This window comes from Marinobacterium marinum (genome assembly GCF_013868415.1).
Lineage (GTDB): Bacteria > Pseudomonadota > Gammaproteobacteria > Pseudomonadales > Balneatricaceae > Marinobacterium > Marinobacterium marinum.
In genome coordinates, this window is sequence record NZ_JACEMT010000051.1 from 99,066 (window position 1) to 121,245 (window position 22,180).

19 protein-coding genes and 1 tRNA gene are annotated in these 22,180 nt (G+C 57.6%); 9 read left to right on the forward strand and 11 right to left on the reverse strand.

All coding sequences use genetic code 11. From position 1 onward, the window contains the following. Positions 1 to 5 precede the first annotated feature (5 nt). Both mutY and H1S06_RS11370 read right to left on the reverse strand, forming a co-directional pair. Complete coding sequence (mutY, locus tag H1S06_RS11365; protein WP_181740250.1) at positions 6 to 1,049, reverse strand: A/G-specific adenine glycosylase; 1,044 nt, start codon at positions 1,047 to 1,049, stop codon at positions 6 to 8. Further along, positions 1,046 to 3,223: an AsmA family protein gene (locus H1S06_RS11370; RefSeq protein WP_181740252.1), complete on the reverse strand. Its 2,178-nt coding sequence runs from the start codon at positions 3,221 to 3,223 to the stop codon at positions 1,046 to 1,048. The genes mutY and H1S06_RS11370 overlap by 4 nt, the downstream gene beginning before the upstream one ends. 155 nt (positions 3,224 to 3,378) lie before the next feature. On the opposite strand from H1S06_RS11370, the gene hisB reads away from it, so the two are divergent. The 4 genes from hisB to hisF are packed head-to-tail and all read left to right on the forward strand — an operon-like array spanning position 3,379 to position 6,192. Beyond that, the gene (hisB, locus tag H1S06_RS11375) at positions 3,379 to 3,972 is read left to right on the forward strand and encodes an imidazoleglycerol-phosphate dehydratase HisB (protein ID WP_181740254.1); all 594 of its coding nucleotides are present in this window, start codon (positions 3,379 to 3,381) and stop codon (positions 3,970 to 3,972) included. A gap of 2 nt (positions 3,973 to 3,974) precedes the next feature. Continuing rightward, the gene (gene hisH / locus H1S06_RS11380; RefSeq protein ID WP_181740256.1) at positions 3,975 to 4,628 is read left to right on the forward strand and encodes an imidazole glycerol phosphate synthase subunit HisH; all 654 of its coding nucleotides are present in this window, start codon (positions 3,975 to 3,977) and stop codon (positions 4,626 to 4,628) included. Between the two features lie 35 nt (positions 4,629 to 4,663). Beyond that, complete coding sequence (gene hisA, locus H1S06_RS11385) at positions 4,664 to 5,404, forward strand: 1-(5-phosphoribosyl)-5-[(5-phosphoribosylamino)methylideneamino]imidazole-4-carboxamide isomerase (RefSeq protein ID WP_181740258.1); 741 nt, start codon at positions 4,664 to 4,666, stop codon at positions 5,402 to 5,404. 14 nt (positions 5,405 to 5,418) lie between these two features. Then, positions 5,419 to 6,192 carry an imidazole glycerol phosphate synthase subunit HisF gene (hisF, locus tag H1S06_RS11390; RefSeq protein WP_181740260.1) on the forward strand — a complete coding sequence of 258 codons (774 nt, stop codon included), beginning with the start codon at positions 5,419 to 5,421 and terminating at the stop codon, positions 6,190 to 6,192. Between the two features lie 21 nt (positions 6,193 to 6,213). On the opposite strand, the gene H1S06_RS11395 is transcribed toward hisF, so the two are convergent. The 4 genes from H1S06_RS11395 to H1S06_RS11410 all read right to left on the reverse strand — a co-directional run bounded on the left by H1S06_RS11395 (position 6,214) and on the right by H1S06_RS11410 (position 10,725). Beyond that, on the reverse strand, positions 6,214 to 8,379 hold the full coding sequence (locus H1S06_RS11395; protein ID WP_181740262.1) for a putative bifunctional diguanylate cyclase/phosphodiesterase: 2,166 nt from the start codon (positions 8,377 to 8,379) through the stop codon (positions 6,214 to 6,216). Beyond that, positions 8,376 to 9,275 carry a phosphate/phosphite/phosphonate ABC transporter substrate-binding protein gene (locus H1S06_RS11400; RefSeq protein WP_181740264.1) on the reverse strand — a complete coding sequence of 300 codons (900 nt, stop codon included), beginning with the start codon at positions 9,273 to 9,275 and terminating at the stop codon, positions 8,376 to 8,378. Before H1S06_RS11400 ends, H1S06_RS11395 begins: the two co-directional genes overlap by 4 nt. Before the next feature lie 77 nt (positions 9,276 to 9,352). Continuing rightward, positions 9,353 to 10,195 carry a DNA ligase gene (locus H1S06_RS11405; protein WP_181740266.1) on the reverse strand — a complete coding sequence of 281 codons (843 nt, stop codon included), beginning with the start codon at positions 10,193 to 10,195 and terminating at the stop codon, positions 9,353 to 9,355. Positions 10,196 to 10,287: 92 nt separating this feature from the next. Then, the gene (locus H1S06_RS11410) at positions 10,288 to 10,725 is read right to left on the reverse strand and encodes a c-type cytochrome (protein WP_328515337.1); all 438 of its coding nucleotides are present in this window, start codon (positions 10,723 to 10,725) and stop codon (positions 10,288 to 10,290) included. Between the two features lie 294 nt (positions 10,726 to 11,019). Between H1S06_RS11410 and H1S06_RS11415 the strand changes: the two genes are divergently transcribed. Further along, positions 11,020 to 11,096, forward strand: a tRNA-Arg gene (locus H1S06_RS11415). A gap of 132 nt (positions 11,097 to 11,228) precedes the next feature. Then, the gene (locus H1S06_RS11420) at positions 11,229 to 11,777 is read left to right on the forward strand and encodes a hypothetical protein (protein ID WP_181740267.1); all 549 of its coding nucleotides are present in this window, start codon (positions 11,229 to 11,231) and stop codon (positions 11,775 to 11,777) included. 118 nt (positions 11,778 to 11,895) lie between these two features. On the opposite strand, the gene H1S06_RS11425 is transcribed toward H1S06_RS11420, so the two are convergent. Next, positions 11,896 to 12,687: a TIGR00266 family protein gene (locus H1S06_RS11425; RefSeq protein ID WP_220183858.1), complete on the reverse strand. Its 792-nt coding sequence runs from the start codon at positions 12,685 to 12,687 to the stop codon at positions 11,896 to 11,898. Between the two features lie 179 nt (positions 12,688 to 12,866). On the opposite strand from H1S06_RS11425, the gene H1S06_RS11430 reads away from it, so the two are divergent. Next, positions 12,867 to 14,114 carry an EAL and HDOD domain-containing protein gene (locus tag H1S06_RS11430; RefSeq protein ID WP_328515338.1) on the forward strand — a complete coding sequence of 416 codons (1,248 nt, stop codon included), beginning with the start codon at positions 12,867 to 12,869 and terminating at the stop codon, positions 14,112 to 14,114. Beyond that, on the forward strand, positions 14,114 to 14,893 hold the full coding sequence (locus H1S06_RS11435; protein WP_181740269.1) for a sulfite exporter TauE/SafE family protein: 780 nt from the start codon (positions 14,114 to 14,116) through the stop codon (positions 14,891 to 14,893). The genes H1S06_RS11430 and H1S06_RS11435 overlap by 1 nt, the downstream gene beginning before the upstream one ends. 14 nt (positions 14,894 to 14,907) lie before the next feature. On the opposite strand, the gene uvrD is transcribed toward H1S06_RS11435, so the two are convergent. The 3 genes from uvrD to H1S06_RS11450 form a co-directional block, all read right to left on the reverse strand. After that, entirely contained in the window at positions 14,908 to 17,118 is a 2,211-nt protein-coding gene (uvrD, locus tag H1S06_RS11440; RefSeq protein ID WP_181740271.1) for a DNA helicase II, read from the reverse strand. Positions 17,119 to 17,223: 105 nt separating this feature from the next. Continuing rightward, positions 17,224 to 18,195 (reverse strand): homoserine kinase, encoded by a 972-nt coding sequence (locus tag H1S06_RS11445; RefSeq protein ID WP_181740273.1) that lies wholly within the window; start codon positions 18,193 to 18,195, stop codon positions 17,224 to 17,226. 6 nt (positions 18,196 to 18,201) lie between these two features. Beyond that, positions 18,202 to 18,483, reverse strand: coding sequence for a DUF2782 domain-containing protein (locus H1S06_RS11450; RefSeq protein ID WP_181740275.1), 282 nt, complete (start codon positions 18,481 to 18,483; stop codon positions 18,202 to 18,204). Positions 18,484 to 18,582: 99 nt separating this feature from the next. On the opposite strand from H1S06_RS11450, the gene polA reads away from it, so the two are divergent. Further along, positions 18,583 to 21,327 (forward strand): DNA polymerase I, encoded by a 2,745-nt coding sequence (gene polA / locus H1S06_RS11455; RefSeq protein WP_181740278.1) that lies wholly within the window; start codon positions 18,583 to 18,585, stop codon positions 21,325 to 21,327. Between the two features lie 167 nt (positions 21,328 to 21,494). On the opposite strand, the gene yihA is transcribed toward polA, so the two are convergent. Next, the gene (gene yihA / locus H1S06_RS11460; protein WP_181740280.1) at positions 21,495 to 22,142 is read right to left on the reverse strand and encodes a ribosome biogenesis GTP-binding protein YihA/YsxC; all 648 of its coding nucleotides are present in this window, start codon (positions 22,140 to 22,142) and stop codon (positions 21,495 to 21,497) included. Between the last annotated feature and the right edge of the window lie 38 nt (positions 22,143 to 22,180).

The window sequence follows — 22,180 nt, forward strand, 5'->3', positions numbered from 1 at the left end:
CGGGTTCAGCTGGCATAACGCTCAAGCAAACGCTTGACCGGGGCTGCCAGACCAATATTTGCAGGTTGCTCCACGTTATACCAGAGTGCCGACAGACCTTCCATGACAGAGTTTGTAGGGTCTTTGCTGACGACGCGTGCAGGCGTGATGTCCAGATGATAGTGGCTGAAGGTGTGGCGTACCGGCTCCAGTACTTCAGTGGCGGCGAGATCCAGTTCCAGGCCCAGAGTTGAGGCAGCATCGCGAAGGTCAGCCACTTCGGGCAGGCTCCAGAGACCGCCCCAGATACCGCTGGGAGGGCGTTGCTGCAGCAGAGTTTCACCCGCATCGTTCTGGATCAGCAGCATCATGGTGTGCTTGACCGGCAGGGTTTTTCTGGGGCGGGGGGACGGCAGCCGATCCGTCAGGTTCAGGGTGCGGGCCTGACAATGCGTCTGTAATGGGCAGAGCAGACAGCTCGGCTTGCTGCGGGTACAGAGGGTTGCGCCCAGATCCATCATTGCCTGGGTGTAATCACCCACGCGGTGCTGGGGCGTATTGCGTTCGGCCCAGGCCCAGAGTTCCTTCATCACGGCAGGAGTACCGGGCCAGCCTTCAACGGCGTAAAAGCGGGCCAGTACGCGCTTGACGTTGCCATCCAGAATGGCGGCCCGGCGACCGGTCGAGATGGAAACGATGGCACCGGCGGTCGAACGGCCAATGCCGGGCAGGGCCTCCATACCTTCAACCGTCTGCGGGAATTCGCCATTCAGTTCCTGACTGACGATACGGGCGGTTTTATGCAGATTGCGGGCCCGGGCGTAATAGCCCAGCCCGGTCCACAGGTGCAGCACCTCGTCCTGTTCGGCGGCCGCCAGATCATGCACAGTCGGGAAGCGTGTGACGAAGCGCTGAAAATAGGGGATGACGGTTTTAACCTGAGTCTGCTGCAGCATGACCTCCGAAATCCAGGTAAAATAGGCGGTTTTCTCGGCCTGCCAGGGCAGGTCGTGACGACCGTGCCGGTCAAACCATTCCAGCACGGCACCGTTGAATTGATCAGGAGTCATCGGCCAAAGAGCCCCTTGAGTACCTGACCGGCCTTGTCTTCGCCCAGTTTATCTTTCAATTTCTCCTCCAGTTGGGTGCCGACCTTGTCTTCTACCTTGCGTCGAGCTTCGGCCTTGATGATATCGGTGATGAATCCGGTATCCAGTCGGCAGAGCTTGGCGGGTTCGTCATCAAAACGTCCCTTGCAGTCCACGGGAACCTCGACGCCTTCCAGCCGGTTGTTGACCGAGCAGCTTTCATTGAACAGGTCTTTCTCCAGCACCATGCCGATACGATAATCCAGTGTCTGCAGGGGCAGATTGATACTGCCGCGACCGTTGACACTTATGGCATCCAGCTTGACGCTGAGATCCCGGTTACTGACAACGCCATTGCGCAGCGTGAAGCGGGTGTCCAGGTTGGCGAACGGGGTGGAGGTATCCACCTGCTCGGCGTTGATCCAAAGAGATGACAGGTTGTTGATGCCCTGGCACAGGGACCGGGCAGCATCAATGCCTTTGATGACGCCTTCCTTCATCTGGACATTTGCGCTGCCGTTGAGTGAATGGATCCAGGCATGTATCGACTGGCCACTCATACTGAGATCGGCACGGCTGTCCATATTACCGGTGATGACATCAACTTGTGCCAGGGTTTGCAGAGCCGTACCCAACTGCAGGCCGGTGATGCGGGGAGCCACTGTGATACTCAGGGGTGTTTTGCGGGCATCCAGCTGGGCGGTGGTGCTGACCTGTCCGCTGAAAACACGGGTGTTGAAACGGGTCAGTCGAACCAGCCCCTGATGCGCCGAGAGACTGAGTCCGGGCTGTTCCAGCTGCAGGCCATGAATTTTCAGGCTGTCCAGATCCAGAGCCGCGTCGAGATTAAGCGCACGCAGAGGGGCTAGCGGAATCAATGCCTCCTTGGACCAGCTCAGGGCTGTACCGGCACTGGCCGGGCTTGCACTGCTTGTGCTGGCCTCGGGGTTGCTGTTGTCGGCAGCCGGGGGCAGGTAACGGTCGGCATCCAGAGCTGTACCCTTGAGCTTGATTGACAGACGCTGGGTCGCCAGCGACAGAGCGGCGTCGCCATTGAAGCGGGTCTCATCCAGACGCAGGTTCAAGGGATTCAGCGTGAGCGTGCCTGCCGGGCCGGTCAAGGTGGTGTCAAAGGCGAGGGTGGTCAGAGCTGTTGTATCGGCGGTGGCGGGTGCGTTCAGCCCAACAGCCGCCAGTAATTGCCGGGGATTGAAGGTGTTGCTGTTCAGCTGCCCGCTGATCTGTGGCAGGGTAAAGCCGTTCAGTGTTACGTGACCACTGAGTGTCAGCGGGTCGGCCTGCAGGTGCAGCTGGCTGATTTCGATCTGTTCTTCGTTCAGGCGGGTGTCCAGATCGGCGCTGAACACCAGGGCCAGAGGTGCTGGCAGGCGTGCGCCTTCACGGAGGTTCAGTGTGCCGTTCAGGTTGTTCAGCCGGTAATGTTGGGCAGGCAGATCCAGATTGATGTCGGTGTTCAGTGCGAGATTGCCGCCGAGTTGAAGCTGGTTGTCGGTCAGCTGGCGCAGACCGAACTTCAACGTGAGAGGAAAGGGCTGGGTGGCGCTGATCTGGCGCGCCTGCAGATTCAGATCCTGCAGTTCGATGCGGCTGTCATTACTCTGATCGATGAAGGTGAGGGCGGCATGACGGATGTCGACGAACTCGATTTCAAGCGCGAGGGGGCGGTTGGTCACAGCAGGGACCGGAGTGGTGTCAGCCTCGTCTTTGGCAGCGGCAACCGCAGCCAGCTGTTCGGGAGTGGGCTCCACGTCAAGCGGCGTCCAATTGTTATCACCCTGAGCATTCTGCACCAGTGCCAGCGTCAGACCATCCACCAGCAGTCGATTCATCTGCAATTTGCCGTCGATAAGAGCGGGTATGCTCACGGCAACTTCCGCACGCTTTAATGTGCCCAGTGCCGGCTTGTCGGGATAGCCGACGCCGACCTGGTTCAGCTCCAGCGCCAGCCTTGGGTACAGAGACCAGCCGATATTCCCCTCTATATGCAGTTCCACACCGGCCAGTGCCAATGCCTGATCACGGATCTCATCCTTGTAGTCATTGGGGTCGAACAGGGTGGTCAGGGCCAGCAGGCCCACCCCGGCCAAGAGCAGAAGCCCCAGCAGGAAGGCAAACAGTAGCTTGATGGCTTTCATCGAGGGCTCCTTATTTCCATGGAATAGGGTTACAGGATGGAGTATAGGGATCAGTTGCCCGCTTTGTCATGCAGCAGCATCGAGCCTGAGCCTGCCGTTACGCTGCTGTTGGATGTATACTGAGCGTTTTCGTAAACCCCCAGGCGGAGAGAGAAATGGCCGAGCGTAAAGCCCAGGTAACCCGCAACACCCTGGAAACCCAGATTACTGTTGCAGTCAACCTCGACGGCACCGGGCAGTTGGATGTGGATACTGGCGTACCTTTTCTGGACCATATGCTGGACCAGATTGCCCGACATGGGCTGATTGATCTGGAGATCAGCGCCATTGGCGATCTGCACATTGATGATCACCATACCGTGGAAGATATTGGCATTACCCTGGGCCAGGCTTTCAAGCAGGCCGTGGGTGACAAAAAAGGCATCCGTCGCTACGGTCATGCGTATGTACCGCTGGATGAAGCCCTGACCCGTGTCGTGATCGATTTTTCGGGGCGTCCGGGGCTGGAAATGAACGTGGACTTCACCCGGGGTCGGGTTGGCAACTTCGATGTAGATCTGTTTAGCGAGTTCTTCCATGGCTTCGTGAACCACGGCATGGTGACGCTGCACATCGATAACCTGAAGGGCAAGAATACCCATCATCAGGCTGAAACCATCTTCAAGGCATTTGGTCGGGCCATGCGCATGGCGCTGGAAGTCGACCAGCGTGCTGCCGACATCATGCCATCCACCAAGGGGTGCCTCTGAGCATGGGCAGTATTGCAGTAATTGACTATGGCATGGGTAACCTGCACTCGGTGGCCAAGGCGCTGGAACATGTCCAGCCGGGCGTCGAAGTGCGGGTAACCGCCGACCCGGAACAGGTTCGCAGCGCCGATCGGGTGCTGCTGCCTGGGGTGGGTGCCATTCGTGATTGTATGGCCGAGATTCGCCGTCTGGGCGTGGATGCAGAAGTGCGCGAAGCCATCGCGTCCGGCAAGCCGTTTCTGGGTATTTGTGTCGGTTATCAGGCACTGATGGAGTTTTCCGAGGAAAACGGTGGCGTCGATTGCCTGGGCGAATTCGAGGGGCGGGTCAATTTTTTCGGCAATGACCTTCGGGATGCCGAGGGCGAACGCCTGAAAGTGCCGCACATGGGCTGGAATCAGGTGTACCAGTCGCGGGAACATCCGCTGTGGGCCAATATTGATGACGGTAGCCGCTTCTACTTCGTGCATAGCTACTATGTCCGTGCACAGCAGCGTGACCAAGTGGCGGCACGCTGCAATTACGGCGTTGATTTCGATGTGGCCATTGCGCGAGATAACGTGTTTGCCGTGCAGTTCCACCCGGAGAAAAGCCAGAAGGCAGGTTTGCAGTTGTTGCAGAACTTCCTTAATTGGGACGGTCAGTCCCTGACCTGACATTTTTTGACTGATAATTCTGGATTCGAGCCGATATGCTGATTATTCCCGCGATTGACCTCAAAGATGGTGCCTGTGTTCGCTTGCGTCAGGGCCGTATGGATGACTCCACCGTTTTCTCGGACAACCCGGTCGAAATGGCCGCCAAGTGGGTTGAAGCCGGTTGTCGACGCTTGCACCTGGTGGACCTGAACGGTGCTTTTGCCGGCGAGCCGGTGAACGGCGAGATTGTCAAAAAAATTGCGGAAGCGTATCCGGACCTGCCGATTCAGATTGGTGGCGGTATCCGCTCTGCCGAGATTATTCAGGCATACCTGGATGCCGGTGTGCAGTACGTCATCATTGGTACCAAGGCTGTCAAGGACCCCGATTTCGTTACCGAAATGTGCCAGCGCTTCCCCGGTCATATCATTGTTGGACTGGATGCTCAGGATGGCTATGTCGCCATTGATGGCTGGGCGGAAATTACGGACATCAAGGCGGTCGAGCTGGCCAAGCGCTTCAAGAACGATGGCGTCAGCGCCATTGTCTATACGGATATCAGCCGTGACGGCATGATGCAAGGTGTTAATGTGGAAGCGACGGTTGAGCTGGCCCGTGAAGCCGGTATTCCGGTGATTGCCTCCGGTGGCGTGACCAATATCGAAGATATCAAGGCGCTGGCCAAAGTGGCAGATCAGGGTATTCTGGGCGCCATCACCGGTCGTGCCATCTATGAAGGGACACTGGACGTGGCCGAAGCTCAGACACTGAGCGACAACCTGATCGGCAATTAAGAGAGAAGATACCTATGGCACTGGCAAAACGCATCATTCCCTGTCTGGACGTGGAAAACGGTCGGGTCGTCAAAGGGGTTCAGTTTGTTGATATCAGAGACGCTGGTGACCCGGTCGAGGTTGCCAAGCGCTATGATGAACAGGGTGCCGATGAAATCACCTTTCTGGATATCACGGCAACCCACGAGGGCCGTGCCACCATGGTCCAGACGGTGGAGAAAATGGCATCACAGGTATTTATTCCGCTGACGGTTGGAGGGGGAATTCGGACCTGCGAGGACATTCGCACCATGCTTAATGCCGGTGCCGACAAGGTATCGATCAACAGTGCTGCCGTGAAAAACCCCGACTTTGTGCGTGAAGCAGCCGATCGCTTCGGCAGTCAGTGCATTGTTGTGGCGATTGATGCCAAAAAGGTGAGTCAGGCCGGTGAGCCGGATCGCTGGGAGATCTTTACCCATGGCGGCCGCAAGCCGACCGGGATTGATGCTGTTGAGTGGGCCAGGAAGATGGTCGAGCTGGGCGCTGGAGAGATCCTGCTGACCTCCATGGACCAGGACGGTGTCAAAAACGGCTATGACATTGGTGTGACGCGTGCCATCAGTGATGCTGTGCAGGTACCGGTTATCGCCTCGGGTGGTGTGGGCAATCTGGACCATCTGGTTGAAGGCTGTCTTGACGGCAAGGCTGATGCCGTACTGGCGGCCTCGATCTTCCACTTCAACGAATACAGCATCCCCGAAGCCAAGCGCTACATGCGTGAACACGGAATCGAAGTGCGTCTCTGAGCCCGAGTATGACCTCGGCCACTAGGGCTGAGGTCTGGTCGGGGTATCATCGGGGGCGGACGGCTCCCGTTCCAGAAGTGCCTGCAGGGCTGCCAACGACATGGGCCGGTACAGCCCGAAGCCCTGGCCAAAGCAGGGACCCAGGCGAGTGATACAGTCGCGCTGATCCCGGGTTTCTATCCCTTCTGTGACGACTTTCAGCTGCATCATGTCAGCCAGTGTCATGATGGTAGCGACCAGTGAGCTGTTGCTGCCCGGCTTGAGTTCGCGAACAAAGCTGCGGTCGATCTTGAGACCGTCAATCGGTAGCTGGTGCAGGTAACTGAGTGATGAGTAACCGGTACCGAAGTCGTCCACCCAGATATTGATCCCCGTTTCCTTCCATTGCTGCAAGGTCTGCCGGCAGTCGTCCAGGTGGCGCATCATGCTGGTTTCCGTCAGTTCGACATGCAGGCCGTTGTCCGGGACCCGCTGGCTTTGTTTAAGCTTGATCAGAAAATCTCGCGTCGTTTTTTGATGTAACGCGGCACCGGAAATATTGATCGAGACGGCAAATCCGGGCTGCTGCTGTTGCAGGAGCAGCAGATCCTGGACGGCCTGTCGGGCCACCCATTCGGTAACCGGGCCTATCAGGTCGGAATCCTCGATGGTCGGTATGAACTGCCCTGGCGGAATCAACCCGCGTTCGGGATGCTGCCAGCGGAGCAACGCTTCGGCGCCGCGAATCCGGCCATCGGCAAGATCCAGAATTGGCTGGTAATCCAGATAGAACTGGCCTTGTTCCAATGCTGTGTGAACGCCCTGGAGTACCTCGATACGCTGTTGCAGCTGCTGGTTCATGCGGGGTGAAAAGAAGGCGTACTGGTTGCGGCCGCTTTGCTTGGCGGCATACATGGCAATATCGGCGTGCTTGAGTATGGCACTGCTGGTGACACCATCATCGGGATAAACAGTGATACCGATGCTGCTGGAAATACTGAAATAGCGACCATCGATCAGGAAGGGCTCGTCCAGTGTTGTCGCAATATGCCGGGCCAGTTCCGCTGCCTGTTCACCTCGTTCCAGGCCCGGGTAGAGGATAACGAACTCATCGCCACCCAAGCGGGCCAAGAGTACGTCTTCACTGTTCGGATCAGACAGGTCCAGTTCCAGCAGCAGGTTGCGCAGACGCGCGGCCGCTTCGAACAGCAGCAGATCCCCCATCTCATGCCCGGCGGTATCATTGACCTCTTTGAAATGGTCGAGGTCGATAAACAGCACACCCAGGCGTCGATCATGCTGCTGGGCCTGCTGCAGCAGGCTGTCCAGAGATTGCTGGAACCAGTGTCGATTGGGCAGCTGGGTCAGGCTGTCCAGGTAAGCCAGCTGGTGGGTGTGGCGGTGGCTCTGTTCCAGACTGCAGCGCATCTGTTCCAGTGCGTGCCCCAGCTGTCCGATTTCATCCTGCTGCGCCATGTTGAAGTGTACGCTGCGGTCACCTTCACCGAAACGCCGACTCTTGTCAGCCAGTTGCTGTAACGGCTTGAACAGGTGATGGCTGAAGCGGTACACAATCCATAGCGTTAGCAGTAGCGGCAACAGGGTGACCAGAATCATCTGGCTCAGCATCTGCTGCTCTTTGGCACTTGCGGTTGCCTGAAACTGGGCATTATGAATGGCCAGCCCGTCCAACGCCGAGGCAAAGTTGATCGCCAGCGCCAGGTGTCCGGCAGTATGCTCGGCCGTGTCGACCGGTTGCAGTACATGCAGACGCTCATTTTTCCAGAGTAGCTGCAGGTGATCGGCGGGTGTCAGCGGGACCAGTTCAGCCAATGGTCTGTTGAAATCGGGGATGGTTTCGCTGCCATCGTGCAGCAGTGTTCCATCCGGGCTGAACAGGTAAACATAGTCCAGATTGCGGTTGCTGCGGATCTGCTGCAGGTGTGCCCCGATTTCGCTCAGATCCAAATGGTAGAGTGGAATATCCAGGCGGGCAGCGAGGGCGCCGCTCAGCAGGCTTGCATCACGTTCCAGCTGCTCCTTCAGCGAGCTGACAAGGTGCGCATTGCCGCTGTCGATGAAGAAGCGGCTGTACTGTCTGAAGCCGTTCGCCAGGAGGATGAAATGGATACTGGTCAGGAAAACGAGCATGACCGCGAAGCTGGTGGTCAGCCGTCGCGGTAGAGAGCGCTTGAGAGGCGAACTCATGGCAGTGTCTCGACATCGAGTGAGCGCAGCTGCTGGAGGTCATGAGGCCCCAGTGGCGTAATATGGCTGCTGTTTTCATACTGCATCAGCAACTGGCTGTCTTTGCTCGGATCCAGAGCCAGCAGGGCTTGCTGCAGGGCCTGACGGGCTTCTGGCTCCAGATTGTCAGTCAGCAGCTCGAAGGCACGGGGGTAGAGGGCGGAGTGATGAATGATACGCATATTCTGCAGCAGCTTGGCCGGCAGGCGACCGGGTGTCTGCCAGTCGCCGTCATTCAGAGCACCTGCAGCAGCGATCCCTTTGTCGACCCAGAGCAGATTGTTGCGTTCGTTACGACTGAAAGCATAGCCGACCTTGTCGGCAGGGACAGCCTGCCGAGGTGTTTCCAGGTGGACACTGCTTAGTCCGGCATCACGCAAGGCCATCAGGGGTAGAAAATAACTGCTGAAGGAGTTTCTGTGCTCAAGTGCGATCAGTTGACCGGTCAAGTCACTCAGGGTTTGTATGGGGCTGTCGGCTCGCACATAGATAAGGCTCTGATAGGCGTGCTGCCGGCGTTTCCGCTTGCGTGCGATCGGTGTGGCCAACTGCTGCTGATAAAGGCGTGCTGCCGTGAGGGGCGTTTCGGTGATCCAGTGTACACGCCCCTCGCGAATGGCGTTTTCAAGCTGGGGCCGGTCGGGGTAAATCTGCACATCGGCCTGGTCGTAACCAAATGGGGCCAGTACCTGAACCATGGCGTCGGCCATGGGGCGTAGCTGGCGAAAGTCCTTTTTCGGCCGGTCACCGATTTGTGCCAGGACCAGTGTTTTGGCACTTGCATGTCCGCTGGTTAACAACAGACAACAGAGCAGCATGCGCGTAAAAACGAGGCTGAAAAGCGAGGGACTGTTCATGGAGCAGGCAGGCCTGATGATGATAAGCCCAAAATCCTACGTGAGACCCAGCCCCAATACCAGTCATCGCGGCGGGTTTAGTCAGGACGTACGCGCAGAAAACGCGCAAACCGGGGCTTGCCATGGCGAGTCAGTCCGTTGTAACGGTAGGTGATGGTGCTGCCGAGCGCGGGTGGATGAGCCCGCTCTCGATCACTGAACCCAGACCCGATGCGAAAGCGTGAGCCATCGGAGCGCTCCACCAGCAGAGATCCCAACTGACCTGTATATTTGCCCTTGCCGGGCAGGTGGGCGACTACGACTGCATCGGCATCCTGGAAGGGTTTGAGCTTGCGGATATCGGTTGTTCGCTGCAATTGGTGCAGTGCGCCGGCGCGGTGCAGCATCAGCCCCTCGCCACCCTTGTCGATGACCTGCTCCAGCTGTTGTTCCAAAGCCTTAGTGGTGGTGCCCTGCCGCTGTTCGATCAGCTGCAGGTTGTGCTGCGGTTGATCGAGTAGCAGTTGCCGGAGCCGGGCATGACGCTGGGCAAAGGTACCGGGCCATTGTGGCAAGTCGAATAACATGAAGCGTACCGGGTGCCAGGCCTGTTCGGAGCCGTCATGACTGCGCACCAGCGCCGACAGGGTCGAAAAGGCCGCGTAGTCGATCCAGAGCTCACCTTCCAGATGCTGGGCGGGCCAGCCGTGGGTAAAGCCGTCCGGCGTTTGGATGGGGTAGCCGCTGCGGGTCAGCAGTTGAGTACCGTCCCAATAGGCGCGTACACCGTCGTATTTTTCACTGATCATCCATTGGGCCAGATCGGTGGGCAGTGACAGGTCATCACCGACTTCCACGCCCTGCATCAGGGCGGGTGCGGATACAGCGGTTGCAGGCAGGGCAAGGCCGAGCAACAGTAACAGAGGGGATTGCTTGAACATGGTCATTCCTCCTTGAATAGCCGATACCGGTCGATCCTTGACCGGTAGATGTGAAAAAGGCTGCCGTAGCAGCCTTTTGTTCAGGGTATCGATCAGTTGCTGAGCATGTGATCGATAGAAGCCTGGATCTCTTCGTCGGAGCAGTCGTTGCAGGTACCGCGAGGAGGCATGGCGTTGAAGCCGTTGATGGCGTGGGACAGGAGTGTTTCCATTCCTTTCTCGTCCAGACGCAGCTGCATTTCATTGGTGCCGAATTTGGGTGCACCCAGAACGCCGGTCGCGTGACAGGCGGCACACTTGCCGGTGTAGATCTCTTCACCTGAACGGCCTCCGCCGGCACTGGCAGTTGCGGCAGCGGCGGCGGCACCACCACAGTTTTCATCACCCTGAACGCAGACAGAGCCAACCGGCTTGATACGTTCAATGATCGCCTCATCTGCGGCAGTAGCGGCATGTACCGACGCAGACAGCGCCATGCTCAGACCGAACGCGCAGAGTGCGGATGCAGCTTTGGCAGCAAATTTATTCACAGTCACGACCTCATCACTTGGTAAGTTGTCGGGGCAGCGATGCCTGGCTTAAGGCCTGAATGTGCGGGGCAGGGCCAGTGCAGACATGACTGCGCTCACAAAATCTAACGGGGGATTATACCGGCAAAATGTCCATACGGAAATTGCGTTAAGGACGCATCTGTCCTTTGTCAGCCTGGTCACGACTAAAGCAGCAGACATTGTACGGATGGAAGCAAAATACTTGCAGTAATAATTTACTTGGCAAAGGCCGGTCCTATCCGTAGTATATAGCCCCGCAAACACTTCCATTACGCGCCTGTAGCTCAGCTGGATAGAGTAGCAGGTTCCGATCCTGTTGGTCGGGGGTTCGAATCCCTCCAGGCGCGCCATTTTTTATTCCCTCTTATTGATCCGCGGTCAACATTGCTTTGGATGTTGTAGCGTGTGCCGCTTGTCAATCAATCGCAATATTATGTGGCTACTCTCTGCGCCTGCTAATCAGGAACTGGGAGAATCATGTAATGCGAGTATTCAAGACATTTGTGCTGGGTGGCCTGATGGCGGTTATCACGGCTTGTACCGCCGGTAATAAGAACGCACCGGTAGCCGTGACCGATCTGAACAATGAAGATCTGTATGAAGTGCATCACGATGGGCGTATCCACGTATTCGATGATCGTGCGACCTACCAGCAATTTCTTGAAGTCGGCGAAACCTCTTACCGCCAGACGTTTATTGGCGCAGGTCCCAAGGGCGAAACCCTGGTGTTTGGCGTAGCGGGTGCCGACAAGGAAAAGACTGTTGACCAGGTGGCCGGTTATAACCTCTATCATGGCAACCTGCCTGCCGCTGAGCGTTTCTATGGCGAAATGCGGATGGAAGGACGTATCTACGTGTTTGACCGTATCGAGGACATGACCGCAGTTCGGACCACGGGAGAGGCGCCGCTGCGGTATACCGAAATAGGAGCCGGCCCCAAAGGTGAAACTCTGGTGTATGTCTTGCGCAGTGACAACAAGACACTGAAACCGGTCGAGTTGATGGCCGCTTTCAAGCTGCACAACTCGTAACGGTGTGCTCCTGTCACCCTGCAGAACCTGTTTCTGCAGGGTGATGGTGCCGCGTTGTCATGCAGGGTGGCGCAGGTATTGACCTCAGGCCTGAAGCTGTTCCGGAGCGGCTCAGGTATCAGCGATCGCCTCCGATCATGCGGCCGAGCCCGCCCAGCACGGAGCCTTCGCCCTGGTCGTTGCCGCCGTTGCCTGGCGCATGATCGATGATCCGATCGGCCATGCGGGAGAAGGGCAGGCTTTGCAGCCAGACGGTGCCTGTGCCCTTGAGCGTTGCCAGAAACAGCCCTTCACCACCGAACATCATTGATTTGAGCCCACCGGCCCGCTGGATGTCATAGTCTATGCCATCGGTAAAACCGACCAGACAACCGGTATCCACGCGCAGTGTTTCACCGTTCAGTTCCTTGCGCACTACGGTGCCGCCCGCCTGAATGAACGCCAGGCCATCGCCTTCCAGCTTCTGCAAAATGAAGCCTTCGCCACCGAAGAAGCCGGCGCCAAAACGGCGGTTGAAGGTGATGCTGACCTGTGTGCCGAGTGCGGCACAGAGAAAGGCGTCTTTCTGGCAGATGATTTTCTCGCCCAGTTCAGCCATGTTCAGCGGTACGATATTGCCGGGGAAAGGCGCCGAAAAAGAAACGCGGCGCTTGCGGTTGCCGTGATTGCTGAAGTGGGTGGTAAACATGGACTCGCCGGTGAGCATGCGTTTGCCGGCGGAAAACAGCTTGCCCATCAGGCCTTCGTCAGGGTCGGAACCGTCTCCCATGCGGGTTTCGAACACAATATCCTCTTCCATATAGGTCATGGCGCCCGCTTCCGCGATAACGGTTTCGCCTGGGTCCAGCTCAATTTCGACCAGTTGCATCTCTGAGCCGAGCAGTTCGTAATCCAGTTCATGGCAGCGCATGGGAATCTCCTTGTGTATCAATCAAGTCTTCGAGGCAGTATAACCGGTAACGACAGAGCGTCAGGGGGCTGTATTGTAGTCAATCGTTGCCGGTTCCGGACTGTTAGGATGAAGGGGGAGCCGATATACTTTCGGTCCCCTATAACCCATTGGCATTATCAACCCGCAAGGAGTCCGCAGTGGCAGTAACCGGCTCTCATATCATGGCAGAGGAACATCAATTGCAGGTTCTGATGGCACGTCAGCCTGTCTACACCAAAAGCCAGGATGTGGTGGCGTTCGAACTGCTGTTCCGGGATGCAGATGGACGTTTTGTTGAAGGGCTCAAGGATGATGAAGCCACGTTGGGTGTGTTGCTGGGGACGTATTCCAGCATCGCCCGGTGCGGTTCAGTCCGGTCCTTGCCCTGCTTTCTCAAGGTGACCGACAGCTTCCTGCTGAACAATGATCTGCCCGAGCTGCCCAGACAGAATTTTGTGCTGGAGCTGCTGGGACATTCCAATATTACGCCGGCACTGGTTGAGCGGGTGAAGGAGCTGGCCCGTCAGGGATATCGGTTGGCTCTGGCCGACTACGATCCCCGCGATCCCAAATTCGCCCCCCTGTTGAATGTGGTGCATGTGCTCAAGCTGGATATTCAGTTGTTGGGGCTGGACAACATTCCTCCGCTGTTGCAGCAGCTGCGCCCTTACCAGCTGGAGCTGCTGGCCGATAAGGTCGAGACACAGGATGAGTTTCGGCGTTGCCTGGAGATGGGGTTCGCCCTCTATATGGGGTATTTTCTCAGTAAGCCCGAGGCGGTCAAGGGCAAGAAAATCACGGGCAACAAGGTGGTACTGCTGCAGATTCTGAGTGAGCTGCAACGACCCAATGCCACGGCCCAGTCCATTGAACAGATCGCCCTGCAGGACCCGGCGCTGACCTATCGTATTCTGCGCGTCGTGAACTCGGCAGCCTTTAACCTGAAGCGTGAAATCAGTTCCCTGTCCCATGCCATTACGTTGCTGGGCATTGAGCAGGTCAAACGTTGGGTGTTGTTGTTTCTCAGCGCTGCCGACAAGGACAAGCCGGATGAGCTGACCCGAAACATGTTGACCCGTGGGCGCATGTGTGAACTGTTGGCCGAGATGATGGGGCGGGACGAGCCGATCAACCACTTTATTGTGGGGCTGTTGTCACAGCTGGATGCATTGCTGAACATGGAGATGACGGACCTGCTGGATCAGGTACCGTTGCAACAGAACATGAAGGCGGCATTGCTCGAACGTACCGGCTCCTGTGGCGAACTGTTGCGACAGGTGGAACTGTACGAGCGAGGACAGTTTGATCAATTGAGCCGTGCCCTGGATGCGCCCTACTACGAAGTCGCCTACCGTCATAGCCTGAATTGGGCACAGCAGGTACTGCAGGCCATGCAGGCCGAGTGATGGCTGAATTTCTGGTTTGGTTGCCTGCCGGTCTGCCGCCGCTGGATGCGCTGCTGTTGATACTGACCGCCGGATTCACGTCGTTGATGACCGCAACCTTGGGGATAGGTGGTGGTGTGTTGCTGCTGGTGGTTATGGCACAACTGGTGCCGGTGGCCGTGCTGATTCCGGTTCATGGCCTAGTTCAGCTGGGTTCCAACGGCAATAGAGCCCTGATGACACGCCAGCATATCGATTGGCCCTTGTGCCGCCGTTTTCTGTTGGGCGGGCTAATAGGGGCCGGGCTGGCATCACTGGTCGTAGTGCAGCTGCCGCTGGAGATGATTCAACTGGCGGTGGGCGGCTTTATCTTATGGATGGTCTGGGGGCCAAAGCCTGCTGCACGAGCGCTCTCGCCACTGAAAACGCTGTTTGCCGGTGGTCTGACGACCTTTTTCTCCATGTTTGTTGGTGCGACCGGGCCACTGGTTGCAGCCTTTGTGCACCGTCACAGTCATGACAAGATGCAGACGGTAGCTACCTTTGCCGCGACGATGACAGGGCAGCACCTGTTGAAGGGGCTGGTATTCTCGGCGATCGGTTTTGTCTTTACGGACTGGCTGCCACTGGCTGCACTGATGGTCCTCAGTGGCATGCTCGGGACCTGGATCGGGCTGAATCTGTTGCGGCGGGTGTCGTCCGTCTGGTTCGGACGCCTGTTCCGCATAGTCGTAACGCTGCTGGCGTTACGCCTGCTCTGGCAGGCAGGCGAGACATGGCTGCCTCGCCTGTTGGGATGATGTTGCGGGCCTGATCAGAGTGGTTGCAGGTTGGCGATGCCGACGATCAGCCACTTGCTGCCGACCTCTTCAAAATTCACCTGTACACGGGCTTTGGGACCGCTGCCTTCAAAGTTGGTGACTACACCCGCTCCCAGCTTGGCATGCATGACCGGCTGACCCAGGCTCAGATCGGTATTCGGCACATCGGCGCTGGACAGGGACGAGCCGCCGGAGAACAGACTGCTGGGGGCATCCTGCTGGGCACCGTAGGGTCTGCGGACGGTGGCATTCAGGCGTACTTCCTCGATGAGCTCGGTCGGAATCTCATTGACGAAACGGGAGACCCGGTTAAAGGTTTCCTTGCCGTGCAGGCGTCGTGACTCGGCGTAGGTCAGATACAGCTTCTGCATGGCACGGGTGATACCCACGTAGCAGAGGCGGCGTTCCTCTTCCAGGCGCCCCGGCTCTTCCGCCGACATGCTGTGCGGGAACAGGCCCTCTTCTATTCCTGCCAGAAATACCAGCGGGAATTCCAGTCCCTTGGCTGAGTGCAGCGTCATCAACTGGACGCTGTCGGTGTTTACATCAGCCTGGGTTTCCCCGGCATCCAGAGCGGCCTGGTCGAGGAAGGCCGCCAGCGGCGAGCTGAAGCCCTCTTCGTTGTCATCCTGCCACTGGGTCGAGAACTGACGGGTGGCGTTGACCAGCTCTTCCAGGTTCTCAATGCGTGACTGGGCCTTTTCACCCTTTTCCTTCTCGTGGTGCTGGATCAGGCCGGAGTGCTTGATGATGTGCTCGGTCTGCTCGTGCAGCTCGATATCGCGGGTATCCGTGTCGAGCTGATTGACCAGGTCGATGAACGCCTGCAGGGCGTTGTTGGCACGCGCCGGGAGCGTTCTCAGCTCAGTGATTTCGTTGGCGGCGCGCCACATGGACACGTTTTCGCCACGGGCATGCTCGCGGATCATTTCGACGGTGCGAGTGCCGATACCACGAGTGGGCACGTTGATGACGCGCTCGATGGCGGTGTCGTCATCACGGTTGGCCAGCAGTCGCAGGTAAGCCAGTGCGTTCTTGATCTCGAGCCGGTCGTAGAAGCGTTGTCCGCCGTAGATGCGGTAGGGCATGCCGGCACGAATCAGCATTTCTTCCAGTACGCGGGACTGGGCGTTGGAACGATAGAGAATGGCGGACTCATCGCGTCGGTTGCCGTCTTCGACCCATGTCTGAATCTGTGCCACGATGAAGCGGGCTTCATCCTGCTCGTTAAACGCGCTGTACAGCGAAATGGGGTCGCCGTCGCCGAGTTCGGTCCACAGCTGCTTGCCGAGACGACCGAAATTGTTTTGAATCACGGCGTTGGCGGCTTGCAGAATGGTTCCCGTGGAGCGGTAGTTCTGCTCCAGGCGGATGGTTTCGGTGCCGGGGAAGTGCTCTCCGAGATGCTGAATGTTCTCGATGCGGGCACCACGCCAGCCGTAGATTGACTGGTCGTCATCCCCGACGGCCATCAACTTGCTTTCGCCCTCGCAGAGCAGGCGCAGCCAGGCGTACTGAATGGCGTTTGTATCCTGAAATTCGTCGACCAGGACGTAACGGAAACGCTCACGGTAGTGTTGCAGCAGCTGAGGTGCACGGTCACGCAACAGTTCCAGTGCGCGCAGCAGCAGTTCGCCGAAGTCGATCATGCCGCCGCGTTCGCAGGCATCTTCGTAGGCTTCGTACACGCGGATCATCATGGTCTGGTAAGGATCGCCGGTGCGTTCGATATGGGGGCTGCGCAGGCCTTCATCCTTTTGCGCATTAATAAACCACTGGAACTGGCGGGCCGGCCAGCGGCTATCGTCCAGGTTCATTTCCTTGCACAGTCGCTTGAGCAGGCGCAGCTGGTCATCGCTGTCCATGATCTGGAAATTATCGCGCAGCCCGGCGTCGCGCCAGTGTGCACGCAGCAGGCGGTGGGCCAGGCCATGGAAGGTGCCCACCCACATGCCGTGGGTGTTGATGCCCAGCAGCTGCTCGATACGGCCGCGCATTTCGCGTGCCGCCTTGTTGGTGAAGGTCACCGCCATGATGGAGTAGGGTGACAGCCCTTCGGTTTCGATCAGCCAGGCGATGCGGTGTACCAGGACTCGAGTCTTGCCGGAACCGGCACCGGCCAGAACCAGCAGGTTGTTCAGGTCAGCGGTTACGGCTTGCCGCTGGGCGTCGTTGAGTGAATCGATGATGTGTGTAACGTCCATGGGAACAGCTGCCTGGAATTATCAAGATGAAGGATGACGGAGCAGTATAGCAGTCGGTGGCATCCGGCCTGAACCCGCAGGCAAGCCGGAGCGCCTCGATGCGGGTCAGATCATGGGCGGGATTTCGATGCGCTGGAGCAGAATGCGGCGGAACTCGGCGGGGTCTTTCAACCGGGTCTCGATACCGGAGCGGGAGCTCTGCTCGACACCCAGCCAGGGAATCAGGCGGGACAGCCAGAAGCGCATGGCAGCTGTACGTGTCAGCACCGGCCAGGCAGCCTTCTCCTCATCACTGAGTGCGCGCACACCTGCATAGGCACGAATGAGTGCCTGTTCGCGGATCGGGTCGATACGGCCCTGATCATCGCTGCACCAGTCGTTGGCGACAATGGCCAGGTCAAACAGCAGGAATGCGGTAGCGGCATTGTATATATCGAGAATGGCTTCCAGCCGATCACCGACGAACAGGGCATTGTCGTGGAACAGATCGCCATGAATGATGCCTAGCGGCAATCCGAAAGGCTGCTCGCGTAAAGTGTCGAACAGGGCGACTTCCTGCTGCAGCAGTTCGGCATCCTCGGGTGTGAGGAGATGACGAATCGCTTGGCTTTCGCGACGCCACCAGAAGACACCGCGCTGTGCCTGGCGTTTCAGGTAGAAATCTTCGCCGGCCAGATGAAAGCGTGCCAGGGCGCGGCCGATTTCGGCACAGTGTTCAGCCCGGATTTGTGCACGTTCCAGGTGACGACCGTGGAAACGTGGCTGGAACATGGCCGGTTTGCCACACAATTGTTTCAGCGCGATACCGTTGCGGTCCGCAATGGCGTGGGGAACCGTGACGCCACGTGCCTGCAGCCATTGGCCCAGCTCGACGAAAAAGGGCATTTCATCCTGACCGAGCTCTTCGAACAGGGTCAGTACATAATCGCTTTGCTGCCCGTTCTGCTCCAGCGTGACAAAGAAATTGCTGTTTTCAATGCCGCCTTCGATACCGCTGAAGTCGACCAGCTGCCCGAGAGTGTAATCCTCGAGCAGGGCGTCAAGCTGGGGGCGGTTGATAGAGGTATATACGGCCAAGATCGATTACCAGCGAAAGATGACCCATTTTGGAATCAGCAGCTGTGATTCCTCCACGCGGATAAGTTTCTGGGCACCATCCGCCGGTACCAGATAGTAGGGTTTGCCGACCTTGGGAACCACCTTGATCTCCTTCAACTGACCGTTGATGGTGTATTCGTAATAGGTGTTGTCGCCATCATGGGTAATAGTGATTTCCGGTTCGCCCAGCGTGGGGTCGTCCACAACTTCGGCCTGAGCGAGGGGCGTGATGGCCAAAGCGGCGATCAGGATGAATTTTTTCAGCATCATTGCTTCCCAATTGGTGAGTCGGGGTCTAATTGTCTATGATTGTGGGCCTTGTCGCATGCATGAACAACCCCTCGAAGCAGATATATGGATACTCCCATGAGCGAACAGCACGCCCCGGTCATTCTGGTGGATGGCTCCTCTTACCTTTACCGCGCATTTTTCGCCTCTCAGCAGGCTGATCTGCGTACCGCCGATGGCACACCGACGGGGGCCATTCGAGTTGTGACCTCCATGCTGAAGCGTCTGCTCAAGGACTATCCCGAAAGCCCGGTAGCCGTGATCTTCGATGCCAAGGGCAAGACCTTCCGCGACGACATTTATGCAGAGTACAAGTCACATCGCCCGCCGATGCCGGATGACTTGCGTGCTCAGGTAGAGCCGATACACGCCATTATTCGTGCCATGGGTTTGCCCCTGTATGTAGAAGAGGGAGTTGAAGCGGATGATGTGATTGGCACCCTGGCGCGTCAGGCCAGTGAGTCCGGTCGTCCGGTCGTGATTTCGACCGGTGACAAGGACATGGCTCAGTTGGTAGATGCGCACGTTACCCTGATCAATACCATGAATGACACGACCATGGATGAAGCCGGGGTCAAGGAGAAGTTTGGCGTGCCGCCTCGGCTGGTGATTGATCTGCTGGCGCTGATGGGTGACAAGGTGGATAACATCCCCGGCGTACCGGGCGTGGGTGAAAAAACCGCGTTGGCGCTATTGCAGGGGATTGGAGGCATCAGTGAGTTGTACGACAACCTGGACAGGATTCCTGAATTGACGTTCCGGGGTGCCAAATCCATGCCGAAAAAGCTGGAGGATAACCGCGAAGCGGCAGAGCTGTCCTACCTGCTGGCGACGATAAAGACCGACGTGCCTTTGCATATTCACCTGCATGACATCGGCATGCCCGCGCCGGAACCGGAACAGCTGATCGAGCTGTTCAAGCAATTCGAGTTCAAAAGCTGGGTGCGGGAGTTGGAAGCCGGTGATGCCGAGATACGAGGGGCCGATGTGCCGCTGGTTGCAGAACCGGTACTCGAAACTGAATATGACACGGTGCTGACCCAGGCCGAACTGGATGCCTGGCTGGCAAAGCTGAAAGCGGTCGGTGCATTCGCTTTCGATACGGAAACCACCAGCCTCAATTATATGGAAGCACAGCTGGTCGGGGTGTCCTTCGCGGTGGCAGCGGGCAAAGCGGCTTATGTACCGTTGGCCCATGATTACATGGGGGCTCCGGAGCAGCTGGACCGTACGGCAGTGCTGGCGCAGCTGAAGCCGTTGCTGGAAGATCCGGCACTGAAAAAAATCGGTCAACACATCAAGTACGATATGAACGTACTGCGCCATTACGGCATCGCCCTGCAGGGTATCGGCGCCGACACCATGCTGGAATCCTATGTCCTTAACTCTACGGCCAGCCGACACGATATGGATACCTTGGCTGATCGTCACCTGGGGGTCGCGACCACCAGTTTCGAGGCCATTGCCGGCAAGGGCAAAAAGCAGTTGACCTTCAATCAGGTTGATTTGGAACAGGCCGCACCCTATGCGGCCGAGGATGCCGATATTACTCTGCGGCTGCATCAAAAACTGCAGCCGCAGCTGGCGGCCGAAGGTGAGCTGCTGAAGGTGTTCGAGGAGATCGAACGACCGTTAATCCCCGTGCTGGCACGGATGGAATACAGGGGTGCGTTGATTGATGCGCGTATCCTGGGCGAGCAAAGTCTGGAGCTGGAGCAGCGGCTGGGCGAAATCGAGAAGGACGCTTTCGAACTGGCCGGCGAAGAGTTTAATCTCAACTCCACCAAACAGTTGCAGGCCATTCTGTTCGATAAAATGGGGCTGCCGGTGAAGAAGAAAACCCCCAAGGGGGCGCCCTCCACGGCGGAAGAGGTATTGCAGGAGCTGGCGCTGGATTACCCTCTGCCCAAACTGCTGATTGAACAGCGTGGTCTGAGCAAGCTCAAGAGCACCTACACCGACAAGCTGCCACAGATGATCAACCCCGTCACCGGGCGAGTTCACACTTCCTATCATCAGGCGGTGACCGCCACCGGCCGCCTGTCGTCGTCGGAGCCCAACCTGCAAAACATCCCGGTGCGCACTCCGGAAGGCCGTCGCATCCGCAACGCCTTCATTGCGCCCGAGGGTTACAAGATCGTTGCGGCGGATTATTCACAGATCGAGTTGCGCATCATGGCGCATCTGTCCGGTGACGAAGGGTTGCTGAATGCTTTCCGTCATGGTGAAGATATCCACAAAGCAACAGCGGCGGAGGTGTTCGGCACCTCTGTGGATAAGGTGACGGCGGATCAGCGGCGCAGTGCCAAGGCGATCAACTTCGGACTGATCTATGGCATGTCAGCCTTTGGCCTGGCAAAACAACTGGGGATCGGCAACAAGGAAGCCGGCCGTTATATCGAGCACTACTTTGCCACTTACCCCGGGGTGCAGCGCTACATGGATGAAACCCGTGCCCAGGCACGGGATCAGGGTTATGTCGAAACGCTGTTTGGGCGTCGTCTCTACCTGCCGGACATCAACAACCGGAACCCGATGAAGCGTCAGGCCGCAGAGCGCACTGCAATCAACGCGCCGATGCAGGGCACGGCAGCAGATATCATCAAACGGGCGATGATTGCGGTGGATAACTGGCTGGAACAGGGCGCAATGGATGCCCGTATGATCATGCAGGTACATGACGAATTGGTATTCGAAGTCCGTGAAGCGGAAGTGGATAACTTTTGTCAACAGGTCACGCCGCTAATGGAGCAGGCCGCCAACCTGTCGGTGCCGCTGCTGATTGAAGCGGGAATTGGGGATAACTGGGAACAGGCGCACTGATCTTTTTTTGAACAGTCGTGAACTTTCTGTTCATGTGCTGTCTTATAACAGGAGCCACGTAAGAAAAATCCATCGTCTGTGCCGGCGTGGACCGTGGCTCGCTCTGTCATGACATTTCTTGCCCCGGCCCGGGTTTCCCCTCTCGGAGCCGGGGTTTTTATTGTACCTCAATCGGCATCAATGTGTTCCAGGAGCGGATCGCCAAGGAGCCACTGGTTGATGCGTTGCCGCAGGGTATCGACACCGGTGTTTTTCAGGGCCGAAAAGGTCTGAACGCTGACCTTGTCTCCCAATCGTTCCTTCAGAATCTTGCGGATCTGCAGCAGAGTACTTTTGGCGGGCCCTCGCTTGAGCTTGTCCTCCTTGGTCAGCAGGACGTGCAGGGGAACGCCCGTTGCTTCGCACCAGTGCACCATCATTTCGTCGAACTCCTTCATCGGGTGACGAATGTCCATGACCAGCACGACACCACGCAGGCTTTCACGGTGTTGCAAATAGGCATCCAGATGGCGTTGCCAATGCTGTTTCATGGCGATGGGCACCTTGGCGTAACCATAACCGGGCAGGTCAACGATTTTCAGGCCTTCGATATTGAGACTGAAAAAGTTGATTAACTGGGTTCGGCCGGGGGTTTTGGAGGTGCGCGCGAGGGCGTTTTGCTGGGTCAGGGCGTTGATCGCGCTGGACTTGCCGGCATTGGAGCGACCGGCAAAGGCAACTTCGGCTCCGGTGTCTGGTGGACACTGATCCAGTCGGGCTGCACTGGTCTCAAAGCGGGCAAGGTTGTAGTGGATCTCGAGGTCTGGGGTTGACATGATGCAAGGCTCGGTGGCGACAAACTGAACATATCCGT